Source organism: Microcoleus sp. FACHB-1515 (assembly GCF_014696105.1).
In the GTDB taxonomy this organism is placed as follows: Bacteria; Cyanobacteriota; Cyanobacteriia; order Elainellales; family Elainellaceae; genus JAAUTJ01.
Window position 1 is genome coordinate 338,614 of the sequence record NZ_JACJPO010000066.1, and the last position, 19,761, is coordinate 358,374.

Here is a 19,761-nt window from a genome sequence, read left to right on the forward strand (position 1 = left end):
CGATCGACGAACAGCTTAGAACCGTACCTTTTGGGTCGCGATGTCCGACAGGAGGGGTGATAAATGTCGGACATCGGCAGTTGAAGCTAAAAAGTAGCGTGTGGGAAAAGCGAACGAGGATCAAGTTGCTACCGCTGGTGTAAGCACCGCTGAATTTTCAACACTCAATCAGCAGGCAAACGACTGAGAGGAAAATTCACAATCAGGTTCGATCGCAGAAACGCACAGCGATCGAATCATGCTGACGCCGTTAATTTCGACATCGGCAGCGCCACGCACAGCAAGGGCAGCACTGACCAACCGCGCCATCAAGCGCGGACTGGCAATTTTGCCCACAATGACAACCACCGTTCCGCGCTGTGAAATTCGCAGGTGTGCAACTTCGGCTGGCTGAAACTGTTCGCTCAGCAAACGAGAAACTCGCTTAGCAAGGCCGCTGTGGTCATATTCTCCATGTAGGCCAACTCGTTCGGGGGGAATCGTTCCCAAAATTCTTAGCAGCGGCATCAACGCTGCCGGACTGGTGCTGAAGCAGTCTGAGGAAGCTGCGGCACTTTCCGCTTCAGCACGAATTTTCTGCGAAAAAGCGTTTGAGGAATCCATGTGCCCGTTCACCCCTTGTCACCAAAGACGATCGATCTCAAGTGTAATGATTTCTTAAAGTTTAAGCCGATCGATCTCAAGACAGTTGTGCTACCAACTACAGTAACTCCTGGTTCGGTTCACACAGTCTTCATCGATCGCCCGTCCTTCTTGATTACAACTTCATGTGTGACGATCGATCGGGCTGCCAAGTTCCATGAAATCCGAGGGGAATTTTTTCGGGCAGTCCAAGGCGGCAAATCGGCTCAGCACCCAGGCGGTTGTCGTCCCAAATCCACACTTCACTTTTATCTAACCGACCGTCATACACCAAGCTCAACACCCAAGTTTGAGCAGGATCGAGCATATCCGCAGCAAACAGCGCCTCACTCGGATAGCGATTTTCGCCGCAGTCTGCCTCAACGAGTTCGCCCGTGTTCAGATTCAGCCGCCCGATACAGCCAAACACATCGCGCTGCACGTCTGCGTTCGATCGATGCAGCGTCAAATACGTGAGCGGGTTCGCATTTGGGGCGATTTGCGTGACGGGAAATTCGCAGGGGCGATCGAGCAGCACTTCTTGCGATCGCAACTTTCCCGTATGCGGCTCGATGCACAGTCGCCACAGCGCTCCGGGTGCTTTCGTGCGCGTTTCTCCGGTCGCCACTTCCTGAAGATATTGATTCGTCGCGAAGTCGGCATAGCGCACCATCGTCAGAGCAATTTGTCCATCGCGATCGATTTCGGCATGACCAAAATGCCACTGATACCAGGCGGGCGCTTCGCTGCGGCTCACCAGCGTCAGCGTGTGGCGATCGACCACCAAAATTTGCGTCCCCAAATTCGGCTTCCACTCCAGCGCATCGCTAAAGCTGCTCATGCCCAGCAGAACGGGAATCGCGTTAAGACGGACGGGCGGCACACAGAAGACAAGATAGGAGCCTGCGATCGCGAAATCATGCACCAGCGGCACACCGTCCAGCGTAATTTCACCCTTTTGCAAAATTTTTCCATTCGGCGCACTGCGGTAGAGATGCAGAACCGCATTCACGCCCGGACTAACGCCAAAATTGAACCACTCGCCCGTCTGCGAATCCTGCTTTGGATGGGCGGAATAGCCCCAAGTCGGCTCCAATCCGTCCAAATTATCCACACCGATCGTCTTGAGACTGTGCAGATCGATCGCGTGTGGATTGCCACCTTCCCACAGGGCTAGGAGGCGATCGTCCAGGGCAATCACCGAGGTATTTGCGACATTTTTGATCGATCGCAACCACTGATTCCAAAACGCCCCCGGAGCCTTCATCCCATAATTGCCATACAGCAACTCACCCGCTTCCGACTCCGCCAAATACCCCGAAGTTTGCACGTAGCGATAGGTCGCCTGCGCCCCCGTCTCGCCAAAATGCACCGCCAAAATTGCTCCATCCCCATCAAACCAATGCCCGACCGACATGCCGCCGCGCCCCAACCGCCCCGGTCCATTGCGGTAAAGCGAGCCGCGCAATCCCGCAGGCAGTTGACCAGAGAGAATCGGTAGCGGTGTTAAGGGAAATTCAGCAGCAGGCTGAGCGATCGATCCAGCCCAAGCAGGAGCAGCAGTCATCACAAGCAGAAATTAATGCAACTCCTTTATTTAAGCGAGGTTTTGAGCGATCGAGTATTCGCCCAGGAGAGGAGTTCGCGATTGGGAGCAGGCACGAGCGACGAGTCGCACCAGAATTACTCCCTCACCCTCAATGATTCCAAAAATCGATCGTTAAACCGCCAGCTTCATCTGCTGCTGAAGTTTCTCCGGCTTCACCGCCCCTCGCTCCGTAATAATTGCCGTAATCAAATCCGCAGGCGTCACATCAAACGCCGGATTATAAAAATCCACTTCCGGCGGGCAAATCCGCGTTTCACCAATTTGGTAAACCTCGATCGCATCGCGCTCCTCGATCGGAATTTCACTGCCATCCTTGAGATTAAAATCTACAGTCGAAAGCGGAGCTGCCACAAAAAACGGAATGTTGTGTGCCTGAGCCACGATCGCCAAACTGTAAGTGCCAATCTTATTTGCCGTATCGCCATTTGCCGCAATGCGATCGGCTCCCACAACCACCACATCGATCAATCCCTGCCGCATACAGTGCGCCGCCATGCTGTCTGTAATCAGCGTCACGGGAATGCCTTCCTGCACACATTCCCATGCCGTCAGCTTTGCCCCCTGCAAGCGCGGTCGCGTTTCATCCGCATAGACGCGATCGAGCCGATGATCGCGCCAAGCCGATCGCACCACACCCAACGCCGTTCCATAGCCCGCCGTTGCCAATGCCCCCGCGTTGCAGTGAGTCAAAATCCGGAGGCGATCGGGCGAGGACGGCAGCGCAGCCAAACCGTGATCTCCGATCGCCCGACAAGTTTGCAAATCATCTTCCTGAATTTCCTGCGCCGTTGCCAGCAACGTTTGCTGCAAATATTCGACGGAACCGAGCGTTCGTCGAGCCGTTTTGAGCATTCGATCGATCGCCCAAAACAAATTCACCGCTGTCGGGCGCGTCTGCCGTAATTTCTGCGCCACGATGTCAAGCTGACTGAGAAATTCGTCTCGATCGTCCGTTTGAATTTCTCTCGCCCCCAAGTACATCCCGTAAGCCGCTGCCACCCCGATCGCTGGAGCACCCCGGACAATCATCGTCCGAATCGCCTCGGCCATATCGTCACAGCGGCTAATCTGCACCACATCGTATTCTTCAGGCAGGCGCGTTTGGTCAATCAGCACGGCATGATCGCGAAACCAACCGACAGGAAAAACCGGATTGCTAGGATTCATCGCTTTGGCGTGAAAGGAACTCGTTTTAAAGGTATCAGCTAGGGGTTAGGAATTGCGAGCTACAGGCAATATCGATCGAACTGCTCTGAAACCCCTTGTGGAAGCATGGCATGACGTGCCCCACACCAAATCATTCATCTGCAAACGGAGGAGGAGTTCAGCAAATGCAACTCCGCCTTGCTCACCCCGAACCCCTATGATCGAAAAATAGCGATCGATCGAATCCATCATGGCAACCACTTGGGAATTAGATTTTTATTCATGTCCGGTTTTAGACGAACAGCAAAAAAAGCTGTGGGAAGTTTTGATTTGTGAATCGCCGCTGGATATCAAAGCCGAAACGGATTCGCTGTTTCGCTATGCCCAGTTTTGCCCCAGCAATCAGGTAAATTCGGCCAGCTTACGCAAAGCGATCGAGGATGCGATCGAGCAGGCTCCGCAGCCGCCCGACAAAATCCGCTTCTTTCGCCGTCAGATGACCAACATGATTACTAAGGCTTGTGAAGATGCCGGAATTCCGGTTTACGGCAGTCGGCGCACCTTTGCCTTACACCAATGGATGCAAGAGCGCCAGCAAAATTACTACCCAACGCTGCCCAACTACCAGTCAACCGCTACGAATCCCTCGGTCGTCATGCCGTTTCCCAATCCTGCCCAACTGCCGGACGCACTCATTGGTCAGCGCTGGGCATTCGTAACGCTGGAAGCCAGCGCGTTTACGGATTTTTCCGAGTGGGACATTGGCTTTGGCGAATCGTTTCCGCTGGACATGGCAGGTGTAACGCCAGAGATGCGAATTCCGGGCGTGATTATTTTCTCGCCGCGTGCGTTGCCCCTAGCAGGCTGGATGTCTGGTCTGGATGTTGCTTATCTGCGGTTTGAAACCGAAAGCGGCGGCAATTCCTATCGCGCTCCGATTCCGCGTCTGCTGCTGGAAACTGGAGCAAGCGAGTCGTGGGTGCTGGCAAATCTGACGAGTGCCGCACAGCAAACCGAGGCAAAAAACTTCGAGCAGGCGAAGCGCGACGCGCAAAACGTTCATTTCCTGGCTGTGCAATCTGATCCCAACTCCGAATCGTTTGCAGGATTTTGGCTGCTGCAAGAGCTAAACCTGGCTTAATGTCCCCGCGATCCCCGAAGATAGGGAGGTCGAATCAAGTTTGTGTTTTGCGCTCAAGCAATTGAGTTCGATCGATCGTGACAGGCGATCGATTGGTTTTTGCACAAACTGCGTTAATGCCCTGCGCCTCCTCACATTTTGCACTTATGGGTTTGGACGATACCCTGGCAGCGCTGCCAGAGCAACTGCTGGATCTCGCGCTCAAGTCAGGAGCCGAAGCCGCCGAAATTTTTCAGTCCCAATCGCTGGCGCGGCCAGTTTTTTTTGAAGCCAATCGCCTCAAGCAGCTTGAAAGCTCACAGTCGGAAGGAACCGCCTTGCGACTGTGGCGCAGGGGGCGTCCTGGTTTGGCCGTTGCCTATGGTCCGGTTGACGCGCAAGCCTTGGTCGATCGTGCCCTTGCCCTGAGCGAACTGAATGCGCCCGAAACAATCGAACTAAGCGATCGCGGCCAGTTCGTTTACCCTGACCTGGGTGCTTCCGTTTCAGTCGAGCAACTGCTGGAATGGGGGCAAGCAGCGATCGCCCTTGTGCGCGATGCTTATCCTGACATTCTTTGCAGCGCCGAGTGGGAATGCGATGTTGAAACCACACGGCTGATCAATTCCTGCGGGCTGGACTGTCACCACACGGACACGACGCTAAGCTGCTTTCAGTCGGCGGAATGGGTGCGCGGCGAAGATTTTTTGAGCGTTGGAGATGGACAGATCGATCGCGATCGACTCGACCCCCACACCCTGGCTCAGCACATTTTGCAACGGTTGGACTGGGCACAGTCGAACACCACTGCCCCGGTGGGGCGCGTGCCCATTTTGTTTACGGCCAAAGCTGCCGATATGCTGTGGGACACGATTCAGGCGGCGATGAACGGCAAGCAGGTGATCGAACGGGCTTCGCCCTGGAGCGATCGACTGGGCGATCTCGTCACCTCAACGCATCTGACGCTCTCGCAACAGCCGGACGCAGGCCCGTTTAGCTGTCCGTTTGATGACGAAGGCACACCAACCCAGCGAATTACCTTCATCAAAGACGGCGTACTGCAATTGTTCTACACCGATCGCACGATCGGACGCTTGCTGACGAGCGGCACGACCGGAAACGGCTTTCGCCCCGGCTTGGGCAGCTATCCGACACCCGGACTGTTTAATCTCTTGGTTCAGCCGGGGTACAAATCACTAGACGACCTGATCGGCTCGATCGACTCTGGCCTGATTGTCGATCAAATGTTGGGTGGCGGCGCGGGCATATCGGGCGATTTTTCGGTCAATGTGGATTTGGGCTATCGGATCGATCGCGGTCAAGTTGTTGGGCGCGTCAAAGATACGATGGTTGCAGGCAATGTCTATACCGCACTGAAAAATCTGGTCGAGTTGGGCGGCGATGCAGACTGGAACGGCTCTTGCTATACACCTTCACTGATTGTTGAGGGCTTGTCGGTGACAGGTCGCAGTTGAGTCAGTCCCCTTGGTTAAATTTGAGCGGCGAAAACGGCTGGCTATACGGCTCGATCGCGCTCTTGAATCAAAGCAGGCTGGACGCGATCAACTTCTTGCAAAATGGCAGTGGCGATCGCTGCGGCTGTGGTGAGATCTTCAGTTTCGCCGAGCGTTTCAAGCTGCTGGCACAAATCGGCAAGTGCGGTTGCACCCAGCGAAGCGCTCATCGACTTGAGCGAATGAGCGGCGAGTTCCAAAGTGCGACTGTCGGATTGGGCGATCGCCTCGTTGATGTCGCTCAGCAGGCGGGGCGCAACTTCGCTGAAGGTTTCGACCATCTGGCGGACAAATCCGGTGACGCCTTTTGCTTCGACGCTGCGGAGGTTTTGCAGCACTTGCGGATTAAGCAGCGGCTCGATCGACGGGCGGCGCGGGTAGCGATCGAGCAGTTGGGCAAGGTCTTGCAGGCGAAATGGCTTTGCCAGATAGTCATTCATTCCCACTGCCAAGCATTTGTCGATATCGCTCTTGGTGGTGCTGGCAGTCAGGGCAACGATGATTGGGCGATGCGAGCAAAGCTGGTGAATCTGTTCGGTGGCGCGAAAGCCATCCATAATCGGCATTTTGATGTCCATCAGCACCAGATCATAAGGCTGCCGCTGCAACGCTTCGAGCACTTCAATTCCGTTGGTTGCAACATCGGCTCGATAGCCCAACACTTCAAGCATTTGCAGCGCCACCATCTGATTCATCGCATTGTCATCGGCCAGCAAAATCCGCAGTGAATTGGGCGCAGATTCCGGTTCGATCGCTGCTTCGGGCGCGAAATTGATCGCCTCGACAGGGGCGATCGCTTCCCTGAGCGCATCGGGCGATGGCGCGGACGGCACATCGTCGGCATAGGTGTAGCGGATGCTGAGATGTTCGGCTATTTTGTCGAGAACCAGCGTTTCTTCAAACGGTTTACGAATAAAATCATCACAGCCGATCGACAAAGCCACCAGCCGCTCTTCTTCAAACGCATTCGCGGTTAGCGCCAGAATAACAGGCGGATCGGCAGCAGAATTGGCTTTGATTTGGCGCGTCGCTTCATAGCCGTCCATCACGGGCATTCGCATATCCATCCAAATCAAATGCGGCTGCCAGCGCTGATAGATTGCGATCGCTTCTTGGCCGTTTTGTGCCGACTCGACCTGAAAGCCAACCGATTCGAGCAGTTTCACCAAAAGTTGACGATTTGCCCATTGATCTTCCACGACCAAAATTCGATAGCTCGGCTGGTCGGCAGCCAAGCCGACGACTCGATGCGCCGATCGCGGACAGGGCAGTTGCGGCGGCAGAGTCGATCGCGCTACCTCAATTTCAAACGCAAACACTGTCCCCACGCCGACTGTGCTGGAAACGGTAATGTCGCCGCCCATCAACTGCACAAAATTGCGGCTGATCGGCAGTCCCAGGCCTGATCCTTCCTGCGAATTGCGGCCAATCTCCGTTTGCGTAAACGCCTCGAACAAATCCGCAAGTTCGGTCGGGTGAATGCCAAGGCCAGTATCTTCAACTTCAAAGTGGAGGGTGAGAGATTGGGCGTCGGCTGTTTTTTGAACCTCTAGCTGCTGATGCTTCACTTCTACACGCAGCGTCACGCTGCCGGACATCGTGAACTTGATGCCGTTGCCCACGAGATTGATCAGGACTTGGCGGAGTTTGCTTTCGTCAGTGCGAATGAACTGCGGCAGATCCGGGGCGCGATCGAAAATCAGGTCAAGCTGTTTCGAGGCGGCTTTGAGGTTGAGCATCGCTTCGATCGAGTTGAGCAGGCGATAAAGATCAACGTCGCTTTCATTGAGGCTGCTTTGTCCGGCTTCGATTTTGGACATTTCCAGCACGTCGTTAATCAGCGTCAGCAAATGCTCACCGCTACGGCCAATGATGTCGAGATATTCGTGCTGGGCGACTGTGAGGCTGCGATCGCGGCTCATCAGTTGGGCAAAGCCCAAGATGGCGTTGAGCGGCGTTCTTAGTTCGTGGCTCATGTTGGCAAGAAACAAGCTTTTGGCTTGGTTGGCGCGATCGGCGGCTTCCTTGGCGATTTGCAGTTCTGCCGATTGCCGCTGCACCTGCGACAAAAATTCGGCTTGCTGCAAAGCGACGCCAAGCTGTGCGGCGATCTGCATGACAAATTCAATTTCCTGCACGCGCCACTGGCGCGGGGCGGCGCACTGGTGAATGCATAGCAAGCCCCACAGCAGTTCGCCCTGAAGCAGCGGCACAACCAGATTGGCGCGGACTTGAAACCGACTCAAGATCGAGATGTGGCAGTCGAGCAAATCGGCAGCGTAGATGTCTTCAACGACTTGTACGCGGCCTTTTTGGTACAGTTCCGCAAACTGATCGCCAAAGCAGTAGTCGTGAATTCGGGTGGCGATCGCCGAGTCATATCCGTCCAAAACGGCTTCCGAGACAAATTCGCCATCCTTCCAGTCCGAATCGGGATCAAAGCGAAAGACTGCCACGCGATCGGCTTCGAGCAACTGCCGCACTTCGGTTGTGGTGGTTTCAAAAATCGTTTGAATATCGAGCGTGCGGCGAATTTTGTCGATCACTTTGGCGATCGCTCGTTCGCGATCGGCTTCTTGTGCGAGTTCGCTGGCTCGCTGCCGCAGTTGCGTTTCCAGCGTTGATTGCAAAACGGTCGATTTGGCTTCAGCCTGAGTGAGCAGTTCTGCCTGCTGCACGGCGATTCCCAAGTGGCTGCTGATCTGCACAAGAAACTTGATATCTTCGTTGCACCACTGCCGAGGCCGATCGTTTTGATAGGCTCCGAGCAATCCCCAAAGCTGTTGGTTGCGATAGATCGCGACGATCGCATAGGCTTTGGCCTGAAGCAAACTGATTAAACGAAGATAGCACGGGGATAAATTCGCGCGATCGACATCGTTGACGACGCGAAACAGTTCGCCTCTGGTGAACGCGCCGCCCTTGGTGTCGCGCAGGTGCGTATCGGTGAGCTTGGGCGCAACTAACAGCTTGACGCTGCAATCAGTAATGTTTTCGTACAGATCGCGATAGTCCATGTGGGAATCGAGCATCGATCGCCAGCCAGCCGTTTTCGCTTCCACAACATATTCTCCGCTCCAGTCAGAATGAAAGCGAAATACCAAGACGCGATCGACTTGCAGCAAATGCAGCGCTTCATCGACTGTCGTTTGAAAGATCGTTTGGATGTCTTGCGATCGCCGAATTTTGTCGATAATTTCGGTAATTGTCTGCTCGCGCTCCAGTGCGCCCCGTAGCTGCTCGGACTGGACGCGCAACTGCATCACCGCGTTGACATGAGCGAGGGCAACGCCCAACTGAGCGCCAATTTGCCGCAGCAAGCTGATTTCGCTAGCTTCCCACTGGCGGGGGCGATCGTTTTGATAAGCACCCAACAGTCCCCACAGCGTTTCGCCCACCAAGATAGGCACGACGCAGTAAGCTCGCGCCTGAAATCGCTCTAGGCTTTCGATGTGGCAGGGCGACAGGTAGTTCCGATAGATGTCATGAATTGCATAGAAATCTTTGTAGCGATATTTGCCGCCGAAATTTTCTTGCAAATAGGTGTCGTTCCAGCTTGTGTTGCCCTCGCTCACCAATCGTTTCCAGCCATCGCCAACCGATTCATACACCAAATCGCCGCTCCAGTCGGAATTGAAGCGGTACAGCAGGACGCGATCGCATCCCAGCACATAGCGCAACTCTTGCGTTGTCGCACGAAAAATTGTGGGAATGTCGAGCGTTTGCCGAATGCGCTCGATCACGCTGGCAATGATGTGGCTGCCATCCCGCAAGGCTGCCGGAACGGACTCGCGCCCTGCTGCCTGGGGAGCGGCAAACAGCCGTAGGGCAATGCCAATGAGTTCTGCCGCCTGCATCACCATGTCAATTTCGGTCGGCAGCCAGCTTCGCTCGGTGCTGTGATGCGCCTCGATCAAGCCCCAAGCTGCCTGATTTGCAATGGGCACGGCCAGCCAAGCGCGGACGGTCTGAGACCGCGAACAGTTGGAAACGGCTTGATAGCTCGCTCCGGCGACAAGCTGCGACAGCGGCACGACTGCATCTGGCTGCGCTTGCGAATCAGCGATCGCATCGCTTTGCGCTTCCAAAACGATATCGATCGCTTTTTCTGTTCGCCAAATCAGGACGCGATCGACCTGCAAAAGCTGCTGTATCTGACTGGCAACATTGCTCAAAAATTCTGGCAAGCTTTGTGCTTCGCGCAGGCAGCGCAGCAAGTTCAAAGAAGAAAACGACGGTTCTGATGAAATTGAAGCGGGCGTTTGCTCTAGCTGGGCGACTCGCTGAGCAAGGCGGGCTAGCTCTTGGCGCAGCAGTTGATATTCACTCACGCGATCGGTGGAGGGAAAGCATCACTATATATTTCCCTTAATATAGGCTGGGATTGATCGCGCTTGCTGATGGAAATTTGCGATGATTCGATCGAACTGAGATTGCCCCAGATGCAAAGCCAAAAGGTAGAGCGCATCGAATAACAGGCGCTGACTTCATAACTTGTTGCCGTTTGACTCAACCTTCAGCACCACATCGCCTAAACTGAAGTAGATTAACGTTCCAGACTTGCTATGCGCGTGTATGTTTTGCTGTTTAATGCTCGCACCGACAATGAAGGAATTCACTCGCTGCACATGAACGATCGCGACGTGGTTTTGATGTTTGAGTCTGAAGACGACGCCACGCGCTTTGGCCTGATGCTGGAAGCTCAAGATTTTCCGACTCCCAGCGTCGAAGCGATCGACTCAGAAGAAATTGAAGAATTTTGCGAATCGGCAGGCTTTGACTGCAAGCTGGTTCCGATCGGTTCGCTGTTTATGCCGCCCGAAGCCACTGTCGAAGAAACCGACTGGCAAGTTGATCGTCCCGTCAATCCGGAAACTGCCGATTCAGAAACAGAAATCACGGAATTGACCAGCAGCGAACTCGATCGCATCCGCAAACAGCTTGAGGGACTACTTTAGGCGATGACTTCAATCGATCGCGGCCATCTGCTCACCGAGCAAATCAATCCCAACAGCATCAACCTTGATCAGCTTTCGACGCTGGAACTCGTCGAACTCTTTAACCGCGAAGATGCCCGCACGATCGAAGCGATCGCGGCTGTAAAATCCCAACTGGCCGAAGCGATCGATCGCACTGCTGCCGCGCTCAGCCAGGGCGGACGCTTGTTCTACATCGGGGCAGGAACCAGCGGACGCTTGGGCGTTTTGGATGCGGCAGAATGTCCGCCCACGTTTTGCACCGATCCCGACCTGGTGCAGGGCATTCTCGCGGGAGGAGCGGCGGCTTTAGTTCGCAGTTCAGAAGGGTTAGAAGATCGAGCCGATGACGGAGCACAGGCGATCGCAGATCGATCGATCGGCCAAACCGATGTTGTGGTGGGAATCACAGCGGGCGGCACAACGCCCTATGTGCATGGCGCACTGAAAGCTGCCCGTCAGCGTCAGGCAACCACGATTTTCATGGCCTGCGTCCCTGCCGATCAGGTGGCCGCTGAAGCGGATGTGGATATTCGCTTGATTGTTGGAGCAGAAGTGCTGGCAGGTTCAACGCGCCTCAAGGCGGGAACCGTCACCAAACTGGCACTGAATATTCTTTCAACAGGCGTGATGGTGAAGCTGGGCAAGGTTTACGGCAATCGCATGGTGGATGTTGCCGTCACCAATCAAAAGCTGCACGATCGCGCCCTCCGCATCCTGCAAGACCTCACCGACCTCGATCGCTCTGCTGCTGCTGAACTGCTGGAGAACAGCGATCGCCAAGTCAAACTCGCGCTGCTGATGCACTGGGCAAATGTCGATGCAAAAACGGGACGGCAACTGCTCAAGCAGCATTACGGACAGTTGCGATCGGCACTGCAAGCCGTCAATCCTTAGAAGTTGAGGCGGCCAGTTGTAATCAGCTTGTAGCCGCCAACAAGAGAAATAAACGCCAGGAAAAACGTCCATAGGCTGGTCGGTCGCAAAATAACGCTGCCGTTGATAAAGACGAGGGCAATTCCCAAAATCACGAGAATCCAGCCGAGTTCTCTGGTTCCGCGTCCGTGCAGCAGCATGAGGATTCCGGCGATCGTGGCGATGACTGCACCTGCGGCGGAAACATCGCGCCACCAGTAGCCGACAATTCGAGTGGTAAAAATAATGTTTTCACCTAGAAAATAAATTCCCGCTAGCACTAGCAGCAGACCAACCAATTTACCCAGTAGCCGCATCAAGTTACTCCCGATCGAGCATCAGTTACTCTTTTGTTCTACAGGCTGATTGGTCAATCTTCCCGGACACTGCGCGGAAATTGAAGCGGCTAGTGCAAAAATTTAAAGTGAACAGGCGGTTCGTGCAAATTTTTACCAAAAATTAATGATTACTATTTTAATTTTGCTGGTGGCGATCGCAATTTTGGGCTGGGGCTTTGTCCGCGCTCGATCGTTTGGCAAGCTTGGCATCCTCGCTTGGCTTCAGTCGGCTGTGCTGATGCTGCCCTGGCTGTTATTTTTCAGCTTGTTTGCAGCCGGAATCTACCTCAACTTGGCGGGCGCACTGCTGCTGATTGTCGTTTCGGCCAGCATTTACATCTTCCTCGGTCGGCAGTTGCGAATTGCTGCCCAAGATCCCGCTTTGGCAGAAAAATTCGCGGCGATGGCGGCTCAAAAAAGCGCGGCCAGCCAGCCAGTGGCGACTCAATCTCCGACCGAATCGATCGAAACTCCAGACGCGCCCGACGGCAGTAGCGCGATCGTGTCCTCCTCGCTGACCGATGCTGCGACCATTCCCGCTGAAGATTTGCAGGCGATGCGCTCCATTTTCGGCGTTGATACGTTTTTTAGTACCGAGTCGATTCCATACGGAAACGGCATGATTTTTAAGGGCAATTTGCGCGGCGATGCGGCGATCGTGCGCGATCGCTTGGCGGCAAGTTTGGCAACGAGTTTGGGCGATCGCTACCGTTTATTTCTGGTGCAAGACCCGACTGAAAAGCGTCCGGTTGTGATTATTTTGCCGAGCGTGGACGATCCTGCACCGACTTCGATCGCGCAGTGGATTTTGGCGGCAGGGCTGGCAGTGGCAACGATCGCGACTTGTCTGGAAACGGCAGGACTGTTGCAGGGATTTGACTTTTTTGGCGAACCGTCGCGCTGGCGAGAAACCACGTCGATCGCGCTCGGAATCTTAACGATCTTGGCCGCGCATGAAAGCGCCCATCGCGTTTTGGCACAGCGGCATCAGGTTCGCCTCAGTCCGCCGTTTTTCATTCCAACCTGGCAAATTGGCTCGTTTGGAGCGATTACGCGGATTCAGTCTTGGCTAAAAGATCGATCGGTGCTGTTCGACATTGCGTTTGCTGGGCCTGCTGCCAGCGGAATCGTTTCGGTCGTTATGCTGCTGTGGGGTTTATTATTATCTCATCAGGGAAGTCTCTTTCAACTGCGATCTGAATATTTTCAAGGATCGATTCTTGTGGCGGCGCTTGCTCGGATTGTTCTGGGCGATCAGCTTCAACAGCCGTTTGTTGGAATTCATCCGCTGGTGATGGTGGGCTGGCTGGGGCTGGTCGTCACAGCCATCAACCTGTTGCCTGCGGGACAGTTGGACGGAGGACGCATCGTTCAAGCCATTTATGGCCGCAACGTCGCGAGAGTTACGACGATCGCCACCCTCATCGTTTTGGGACTGGCTGCCCTCGTCAATCCGCTCGCGATCTATTGGGCGATCGTCATTTTGTTTTTGCAGCGTGACTTGGAGCGTCCTGCCCTCAATGAACTCACTGAGCCGGACGACACGCGAGCAGCACTAGCGCTATTAGCTTTGTTTCTAATGGCGGCGACGCTGCTTCCCTTGACTCCAAGTTTGGCTGGTCGCCTAGGAATTGGAGGATAAACATGACGGCGCTTCCCCCCGTCTCACTTGTATTAGATATCAGTGCGCTATCTGCCGCGTCTCCAAGAGAGTGGCTGGAGTTTTCGCGGGTCGGCACAAGTCATGTGCCGCAGGTGGTGTACGAAGAAATGAATTTTTTGTTCGATCGATCGCCCGATCCCGATCTAGAACGAGTTGCCCGCGCCTTTAAGCGCTTCTATGCAAACAGCGGCTGGCAGATCACCGACGAAACTGGACACCATCCCGCTTTACGAGCGGCAAGCGGTCAGGCGATGACCAAGCGCAGTCGAGTATCGCTTGCCGTTGCTCGCTGTGCGTATGGACTAGCTCAAAATCATCCGGCCAATCTTGTCGTGCTAGTCAGTTCCGATCGCGCCCTGCTTCAGCGGCTCTACGATATTCAGTTGCCCAATTTGTGCGGCATCACGGGGGCGGCCTTGCTGCAATGGTGTCGATCGGGTCAACGTCCGATCGCGGTCAGCCAAAAGCTTCAGCAGATGCGATCGACGGCAAAAGCCGAAGCCGCACCTGCCCGCAGCGCGATCGGCGGCAAAGCAACTGCCATCCAAACGAAAACTGCCATTCAGCAAACGACCAAAGGCCAATCCACGAAAGGGCAATTGACCAAAGGGCAATCGACGAAAATTCAACCGTCTGTGCCGTCCCTGAGCAAACGATCGATTCCGCTGTGGGGGGTCGCCGCGATCGCCGCTGCCGCCTTGCTGATCGTTTGGGCAATCTTGGCGCGACCCAACAACCAGCCCGCAGGCCAGCAGTCGAGTCAGCGCTCTTCGATCGCCGCTATTCGCCAGTAATCGACAGGTTCTCCACCCAGACGCGAGGGCAAACGCCCGAAGGCGTCAGTTCCGCTTCGGGTTCAACATACACGATCGACTTGAGCAAATCGCGAATGTCTCCGGCGATCGTGGCGGCGTCAACGCTCACTTTTTCGCCTTTGTTGACGAGCCAGCCGTCGAACGGAAGCGAGAACGATCCTTGCAGCGCGTTCACTCCGGCGTGAAGGGCAGAAAGATCGTCAATCAAAACGACATTCTCAGCCGTATCGAGGCTGAAGGTTTGATCTGGTTCTACTTCGCTAAAGACATGATAGAAATGCGGACTGACCGAGACTTTTGCGCCGATGCTGGCGTGTCCGGTCGGCTGAGCGTTGAGCCGCTTGGCCGTTCCCGCACTGTGCAGAAATCCGGCGAGTTTGCCTTGGCGAATCAGATCCACTCGGCGGGTCGGTGTACCTTCGCCGTCGAAGCGGACTTCGGCAACGTTGGCTTCGTGCATCGCGTCGTCTGCCAGCGAAAGGAGCGGCGAGGCGATCGCTTCACCGATCGATTCTGGCGTCGAAAGGCTCTGCCGATCGAGAATGCTTTGTGCGTTGAACAGATTTGAGAACGCACCCAGCAAGCTCAAAAATGCTTCTGCTGAAAAGACAACCAAATATTTACCCGACTTGATTTTCTGATAGTTCAAGTGGCTAATTGTCTTGTCAGCGGCTTCTTGAACGCAGCCTTGCAGATCGATGCGATCGAGACTGCGATCGATGCGGAACGCTCCGGCACTGCGCGGCTTTTTGCCTTCTTGCTCGGTTTTGCTGTAGAGATACAGCGACGTGTAGGCGCGGCCATCTGTGCGTTTTGCACCATCACTATTGACGTAGAACTGGTCGATGCTGCGCTGCGATAAGCCGTTGTAGGGAACGCCCACGATCGCCTCGTGGGAATCAAGCAGTTCGCGTTCGGCTCCGGCCAAGGTTTGAATCAGTTGGTCAACGGGAGCGAGGGGATCGCGGGTTGGATGGCGCGTCTCAGCGATCGGAGCGGTCGCCTCTGGGCTGAAGTCCGGAACATTTTCTTTTGCGCCAAAGTAGCTCGCTTCCAGAGCGGTTTTGAGCGCGAGTTCGATGCCTTTAGGATCAACGTCGGTTGTGGAAGTGACGCCCAGAGTGTTGTTTTCATTCCAGACGCGAACGATGACGCTGGCGCGGTTGGAAGCTTTCACCTGCTTGGGTTCGCCTGTATCGACTTGGACGCTGGTTTCGTCAACGGTCGAGCCGTAGATGTCGTATTTGGTGATGCCAAGCTGACGCGCGATCGACTCGGCAGAATTGGAAATTTCAGAAACGCTAGTCATAATTTTTCAGTTGCCGTCTCTTTCAATAATGAAGCTTTCTAAATTTTCTGGTGGAATTGCGCTGGTGAGAAGAAATCGCGATCGTCTAAGCTGCTTTCAGACACAGGTTGTTCGCCATTCACTGCAATGATCCGCCTTGAAATTGATTGGAATGTGAAGCTGCCGGACGCAGCAGGAGTGACCGAGATCACTGGGCGGCGATCGTGTTACCAGTAAAGTAACTACACCACAAGAGCGATTGTTAGTCATTTTTTAGCCGATCGCGCTAGGATTGAAGTATAAGCAGTAATAATCTGATTGATAACTTCCACTGTTATATCTGATTGCTGCTGAAGTACCCACGCTCGCTTTTGGGTGCTTGTTGTTTACCCCCCTTTTTTATGGAACCTGGTAGTAGTAGAGCCGCTCACTCATCGCAATCGAGCCGCCTAACTGTTTCAACTGTGATTGGTACGCTCATTGCGCTGCTCACGCTAACCCTTCCAATTTTTGCCACTACATATTTCCCTTCGGTTTCCAGTCTGCCTGCATCAGTCGGACAGGATAATAAATAGTCTGACTGGAGCCAGTGAAGTTTCAGCCTGGATTTCCCAGTACCGAACGGATTCGCATAAAATGCATTGCAGCAGGTCGATCGATCGCAACGTTCAGCGTTGCTCAATCGATTTGGCTGGCTGTTCTTTTTGGCTATTCTTTTCTTGGAGAGACGCTTGTGGATTTATCGCGCATTCCCGCCCAACCAAAACCCGGACTGATCAATGTTTTGGTCGAAATTCCGGCAGGCAGCAAGAACAAATACGAATTTGACAAGGATTTGCAGGCGATGGCGCTCGATCGCGTCTTGTCTTCTTCGGTGCAATATCCCTATGACTATGGCTTTGTGCCGAACACCTTGGCGGACGATGGCGACCCGCTCGACGGCATGGTGATCATGGATCAACCGACGTTTCCCGGCTGCGTCATTGCCGCCCGCCCGATCGGAATGCTGGAAATGATCGACGGGGGCGATCGCGATGAAAAAATCTTGTGCGTTCCCGATAAAGATCCGCGCTTTGCTCACGTCACTTCGCTGCAAAACATCGCTCCGCATCGGCTAGATGAAATTGCCGAATTCTTCAGAACTTACAAAAACCTGGAGAAAAAAGTAACCGAAATTCTCGGCTGGAAAGATGTCGATCACGTCATGCCCTTGGTGGAAGCCTGCATTCGAGCGGGTCAACCCGGACGCGACAGTCTTGCCGTTTAGTTCAACGGGGGTTGGATCGCTCTTCTAACCCCTGATTTGCAATCGTTCCCGAAAGAGTTCATTGCCAACGTATAAAGAAACGATGCAGGCCGTACAGGTTTGATTGGCACTCGATCGCGGGCACTCTCAGAGAGTTGCTTTGAGTCGATGAGTGCAGCGATCGCCTGTACCATTTTGAGTAAAAGCTGGCTGTTGCTAATCTCTGTCGATACAATAATTGCTAGACCAAAGGTTGATCCAGTGCGTGATGTCAAGCTTTGACGCTCCAATTTACCCCACTGACGATTCGCGACGGGTGAGCAGCGCGAGTCAGCCTGTCTTGCGGTTAGCGCCTGCTCCCGCCGCTCCGCCCGAATTCGCCGTTCGCTTTTGGGGCGTGCGCGGCAGCGTTCCTTCTCCAAGTCAAGCGACGATGCGCTATGGCGGCAACACAGCTTGCGTTGAACTGCGGGTCGGCGGCAAACGCTTAATCTTCGATGCCGGGACGGGTCTGCGTGTCCTAGGCGAGCATTTGGTGCAAGAGCAAAAGCCGATCGAAGCTCACCTATTCTTTACGCACACGCACTGGGATCGGATTCAAGGATTTCCGTTTTTCGTTCCAGCCTTTATGGAAGGCAACTGCTTTCACATCTACGGTGCAGCCAGCCTCAACAACGCTTCCATCAAGCAGCGGCTCTATGAGCAAATGCTGAGGCCAAATTTTCCAGTGCCGCTTCAGGCAATGCGATCGAACCTGAAATTTCACGATATCGCTCCGGGCAGCACGATCGCGATCGAAGATGTCGAAATTGAAACGGTTTTGCTCAACCGCCACAGTCGTGCCTTGGGCTATCGCGTCACCTGGAATCGCTGCACCGTCGTTTACGCTACCGATGCGGATTTGCACGATCCCCACGACCCGACGTTCTTGCACTTCGCCCAAGATGCCGATCTGCTGATTTTTGATACGGCATTTGCCAATCACGCCTATTTCGATCCGTGCGCGGCTGCCGAAACGCGCAATCCCGACACTTGGCGAGCCTGCGTCGATTTGGCGATCGAAGCGAAAGTTAAGCAGATGGTGATGTTTCATCACGACCCGACGCACGAAGACGATTTTCTCGATCAGATTGAGACGGAAGTGCAAGCCATTTATGCGAATGCACAGTTGGCTCGCGAAGGTATGGTGCTGAATTTGCCAGTGGGCGATCGCTAAATTCTTGCTAGGAAATTCTGTGCGGGCTAAGTTGGAGCTAAGACTGGTTCACCCGATCCGAAGCCGTCACGAAAAATTCGTAGGCCATCATCACAAACGGAAACAAAATTCCACCAATACCCAGCCAGCCGCCAATCTGCCCCAGCCGCATTCGCGAATTACGTTTAGCGCGATCGCTGCCGTCGTCTAAATCGGCGAGTCCCAGCAGCCGAGAGCTGACGGCCACCAGAAACGCGCCAATCACACCGAGCGGCACACTAATCCAAAACCAAGTGTTCAGGCGGGCGTTGGGTTCGATCAAACCCATGCGTGGAAACAAAACAAAGCAGGCAAATTCGATCACCAGCCAAATGCCCAAGCTTGTCAGAAAATCGCGCTTTGTCAGTTCATCAGCCGCAGACCTACGCATAGTTTCCGGTAGATAGAGAGGGTAGAAAACTTTTATCCTATCCTAGCCACAGCCGATCGAGCACAAACGCGATCGCCGCACTGCCGATCGGCACAGTGAGATTGTCTACGCCATACTTTGAGCAAGCTTCGAGTAAGGTAGCAATGATTGCGATCGGAATTGGAATCAGCCAGGTCGCTGGACTATTCCCCTGAAGCCCGAAAAAAATTAGACCGCTCATCGTGTAGCTCACCAAGGCCATCGCGATCGAGCCTTCCCAGCTTTTTTGCTCGTCCCACAGCTTGTAGCGGTGCTTGCCGAAGCGCTGCCCGACGATCGCCGCTAGTCCATCCCCCCAGGTCATCACCAGCAGACCCAACGCGGCATATTGCGGGCGATCGATCGACCAGAACCAAGCAATCAACACGCCAAAGCTAATCGCATAAAAGAAAGTACCGTAGCTTTTGCGTCCCACGCTGTTGACGCTCCGCAAAATGGTGAATCGGTAGGAGAGCAAGGCGATCGCACTTGCTAAAAGCGAGGCAATCACGCCCAGCCACAGCGGAATGTGCAGCCACCAAGCCAGCAAAATCACATTGCCAACGCCGATGTGAACAACTTTGCGGACAATTTCCGGTTCTGCTTTGACAAAGCGATCGAGACCTTCAGCCGCCAGCACGATCGCACCAAGCCACAAGGCAACAATGCCAATTTGCTGCCAAAGCGCAAAGGTCAATTCAGGCCAAGCTGCCGTCACGATCGCACCATTTCCAACGTTAATTTTCTTTCACTCTACTGGATTTTTCGAGTGCTCGGAGTGCGGTATGCCTGACTTTCATTCGGATCGATTCCTCCGGACAGCGCTTTGCGGCCAGCAAAGCTGATCCAGGACGGATTGCCCATTGA

At 54.3% G+C, this 19,761-nt stretch carries 16 protein-coding genes; 8 read left to right on the forward strand and 8 right to left on the reverse strand.

Annotation, left to right across the window (positions count from 1 at the left end; genetic code table 11):
• Positions 1-168 precede the first annotated feature (168 nt).
• The 3 genes from H6F67_RS23820 to mtnA all read right to left on the reverse strand — a co-directional run bounded on the left by H6F67_RS23820 (position 169) and on the right by mtnA (position 3,397).
• A complete protein-coding gene (locus tag H6F67_RS23820; RefSeq protein WP_190769129.1) occupies positions 169-603 on the reverse strand; it encodes a hypothetical protein in 435 nt (144 codons plus the stop codon).
• Between the two features lie 154 nt (positions 604-757).
• Positions 758-2,188 (reverse strand): carotenoid oxygenase family protein, encoded by a 1,431-nt coding sequence (locus H6F67_RS23825; protein WP_190769130.1) that lies wholly within the window; start codon positions 2,186-2,188, stop codon positions 758-760.
• Between the two features lie 153 nt (positions 2,189-2,341).
• Positions 2,342-3,397 carry an S-methyl-5-thioribose-1-phosphate isomerase gene (mtnA, locus tag H6F67_RS23830; RefSeq protein WP_190769131.1) on the reverse strand — a complete coding sequence of 352 codons (1,056 nt, stop codon included), beginning with the start codon at positions 3,395-3,397 and terminating at the stop codon, positions 2,342-2,344.
• Between the two features lie 229 nt (positions 3,398-3,626).
• Between mtnA and H6F67_RS23835 the strand changes: the two genes are divergently transcribed.
• A complete protein-coding gene (locus tag H6F67_RS23835) occupies positions 3,627-4,517 on the forward strand; it encodes a Tab2/Atab2 family RNA-binding protein (RefSeq protein WP_190769132.1) in 891 nt (296 codons plus the stop codon).
• A 146-nt stretch (positions 4,518-4,663) separates the two neighbouring features.
• A complete protein-coding gene (locus H6F67_RS23840) occupies positions 4,664-5,971 on the forward strand; it encodes a TldD/PmbA family protein (RefSeq protein WP_190769133.1) in 1,308 nt (435 codons plus the stop codon).
• Positions 5,972-6,012: 41 nt separating this feature from the next.
• On the opposite strand, the gene H6F67_RS23845 is transcribed toward H6F67_RS23840, so the two are convergent.
• On the reverse strand, positions 6,013-10,341 hold the full coding sequence (locus tag H6F67_RS23845; protein ID WP_190769134.1) for a GAF domain-containing protein: 4,329 nt from the start codon (positions 10,339-10,341) through the stop codon (positions 6,013-6,015).
• 234 nt (positions 10,342-10,575) lie between these two features.
• Here H6F67_RS23845 and H6F67_RS23850 point away from each other — a divergent pair, with 234 nt between their 5' ends.
• Both H6F67_RS23850 and murQ read left to right on the forward strand, forming a co-directional pair.
• Positions 10,576-10,968, forward strand: coding sequence for a DUF3110 domain-containing protein (locus H6F67_RS23850; RefSeq protein ID WP_190769135.1), 393 nt, complete (start codon positions 10,576-10,578; stop codon positions 10,966-10,968).
• A gap of 3 nt (positions 10,969-10,971) precedes the next feature.
• Complete coding sequence (gene murQ / locus H6F67_RS23855) at positions 10,972-11,883, forward strand: N-acetylmuramic acid 6-phosphate etherase (RefSeq protein WP_190769136.1); 912 nt, start codon at positions 10,972-10,974, stop codon at positions 11,881-11,883.
• Here the strand turns inward: murQ and H6F67_RS23860 are convergent.
• Positions 11,880-12,218, reverse strand: coding sequence for a hypothetical protein (locus H6F67_RS23860; protein WP_190769137.1), 339 nt, complete (start codon positions 12,216-12,218; stop codon positions 11,880-11,882). The two genes, murQ and H6F67_RS23860, sit on opposite strands and share 4 nt — an antisense overlap.
• Before the next feature lie 145 nt (positions 12,219-12,363).
• Here H6F67_RS23860 and H6F67_RS23865 point away from each other — a divergent pair, with 145 nt between their 5' ends.
• Complete coding sequence (locus H6F67_RS23865) at positions 12,364-13,881, forward strand: site-2 protease family protein (protein WP_190769138.1); 1,518 nt, start codon at positions 12,364-12,366, stop codon at positions 13,879-13,881.
• Between the two features lie 2 nt (positions 13,882-13,883).
• Positions 13,884-14,696: a PIN domain-containing protein gene (locus H6F67_RS23870; protein ID WP_190769139.1), complete on the forward strand. Its 813-nt coding sequence runs from the start codon at positions 13,884-13,886 to the stop codon at positions 14,694-14,696.
• On the opposite strand, the gene H6F67_RS23875 is transcribed toward H6F67_RS23870, so the two are convergent.
• The gene (locus tag H6F67_RS23875; RefSeq protein WP_190769140.1) at positions 14,683-16,026 is read right to left on the reverse strand and encodes a TldD/PmbA family protein; all 1,344 of its coding nucleotides are present in this window, start codon (positions 16,024-16,026) and stop codon (positions 14,683-14,685) included. The genes H6F67_RS23870 and H6F67_RS23875 overlap by 14 nt on opposite strands.
• A 712-nt stretch (positions 16,027-16,738) precedes the next feature.
• Here H6F67_RS23875 and H6F67_RS23880 point away from each other — a divergent pair.
• Both H6F67_RS23880 and H6F67_RS23885 read left to right on the forward strand, forming a co-directional pair.
• Entirely contained in the window at positions 16,739-17,272 is a 534-nt protein-coding gene (locus H6F67_RS23880; protein WP_190769193.1) for an inorganic diphosphatase, read from the forward strand.
• A 247-nt stretch (positions 17,273-17,519) separates the two neighbouring features.
• Positions 17,520-18,467 (forward strand): MBL fold metallo-hydrolase, encoded by a 948-nt coding sequence (locus H6F67_RS23885; RefSeq protein WP_190769141.1) that lies wholly within the window; start codon positions 17,520-17,522, stop codon positions 18,465-18,467.
• Between the two features lie 37 nt (positions 18,468-18,504).
• On the opposite strand, the gene H6F67_RS23890 is transcribed toward H6F67_RS23885, so the two are convergent.
• Positions 18,505-18,876, reverse strand: coding sequence for a hypothetical protein (locus H6F67_RS23890; protein WP_190769142.1), 372 nt, complete (start codon positions 18,874-18,876; stop codon positions 18,505-18,507).
• Positions 18,877-18,913: 37 nt separating this feature from the next.
• Positions 18,914-19,615 (reverse strand): diacylglycerol/polyprenol kinase family protein, encoded by a 702-nt coding sequence (locus tag H6F67_RS23895; protein ID WP_396798958.1) that lies wholly within the window; start codon positions 19,613-19,615, stop codon positions 18,914-18,916.
• Between the last annotated feature and the right edge of the window lie 146 nt (positions 19,616-19,761).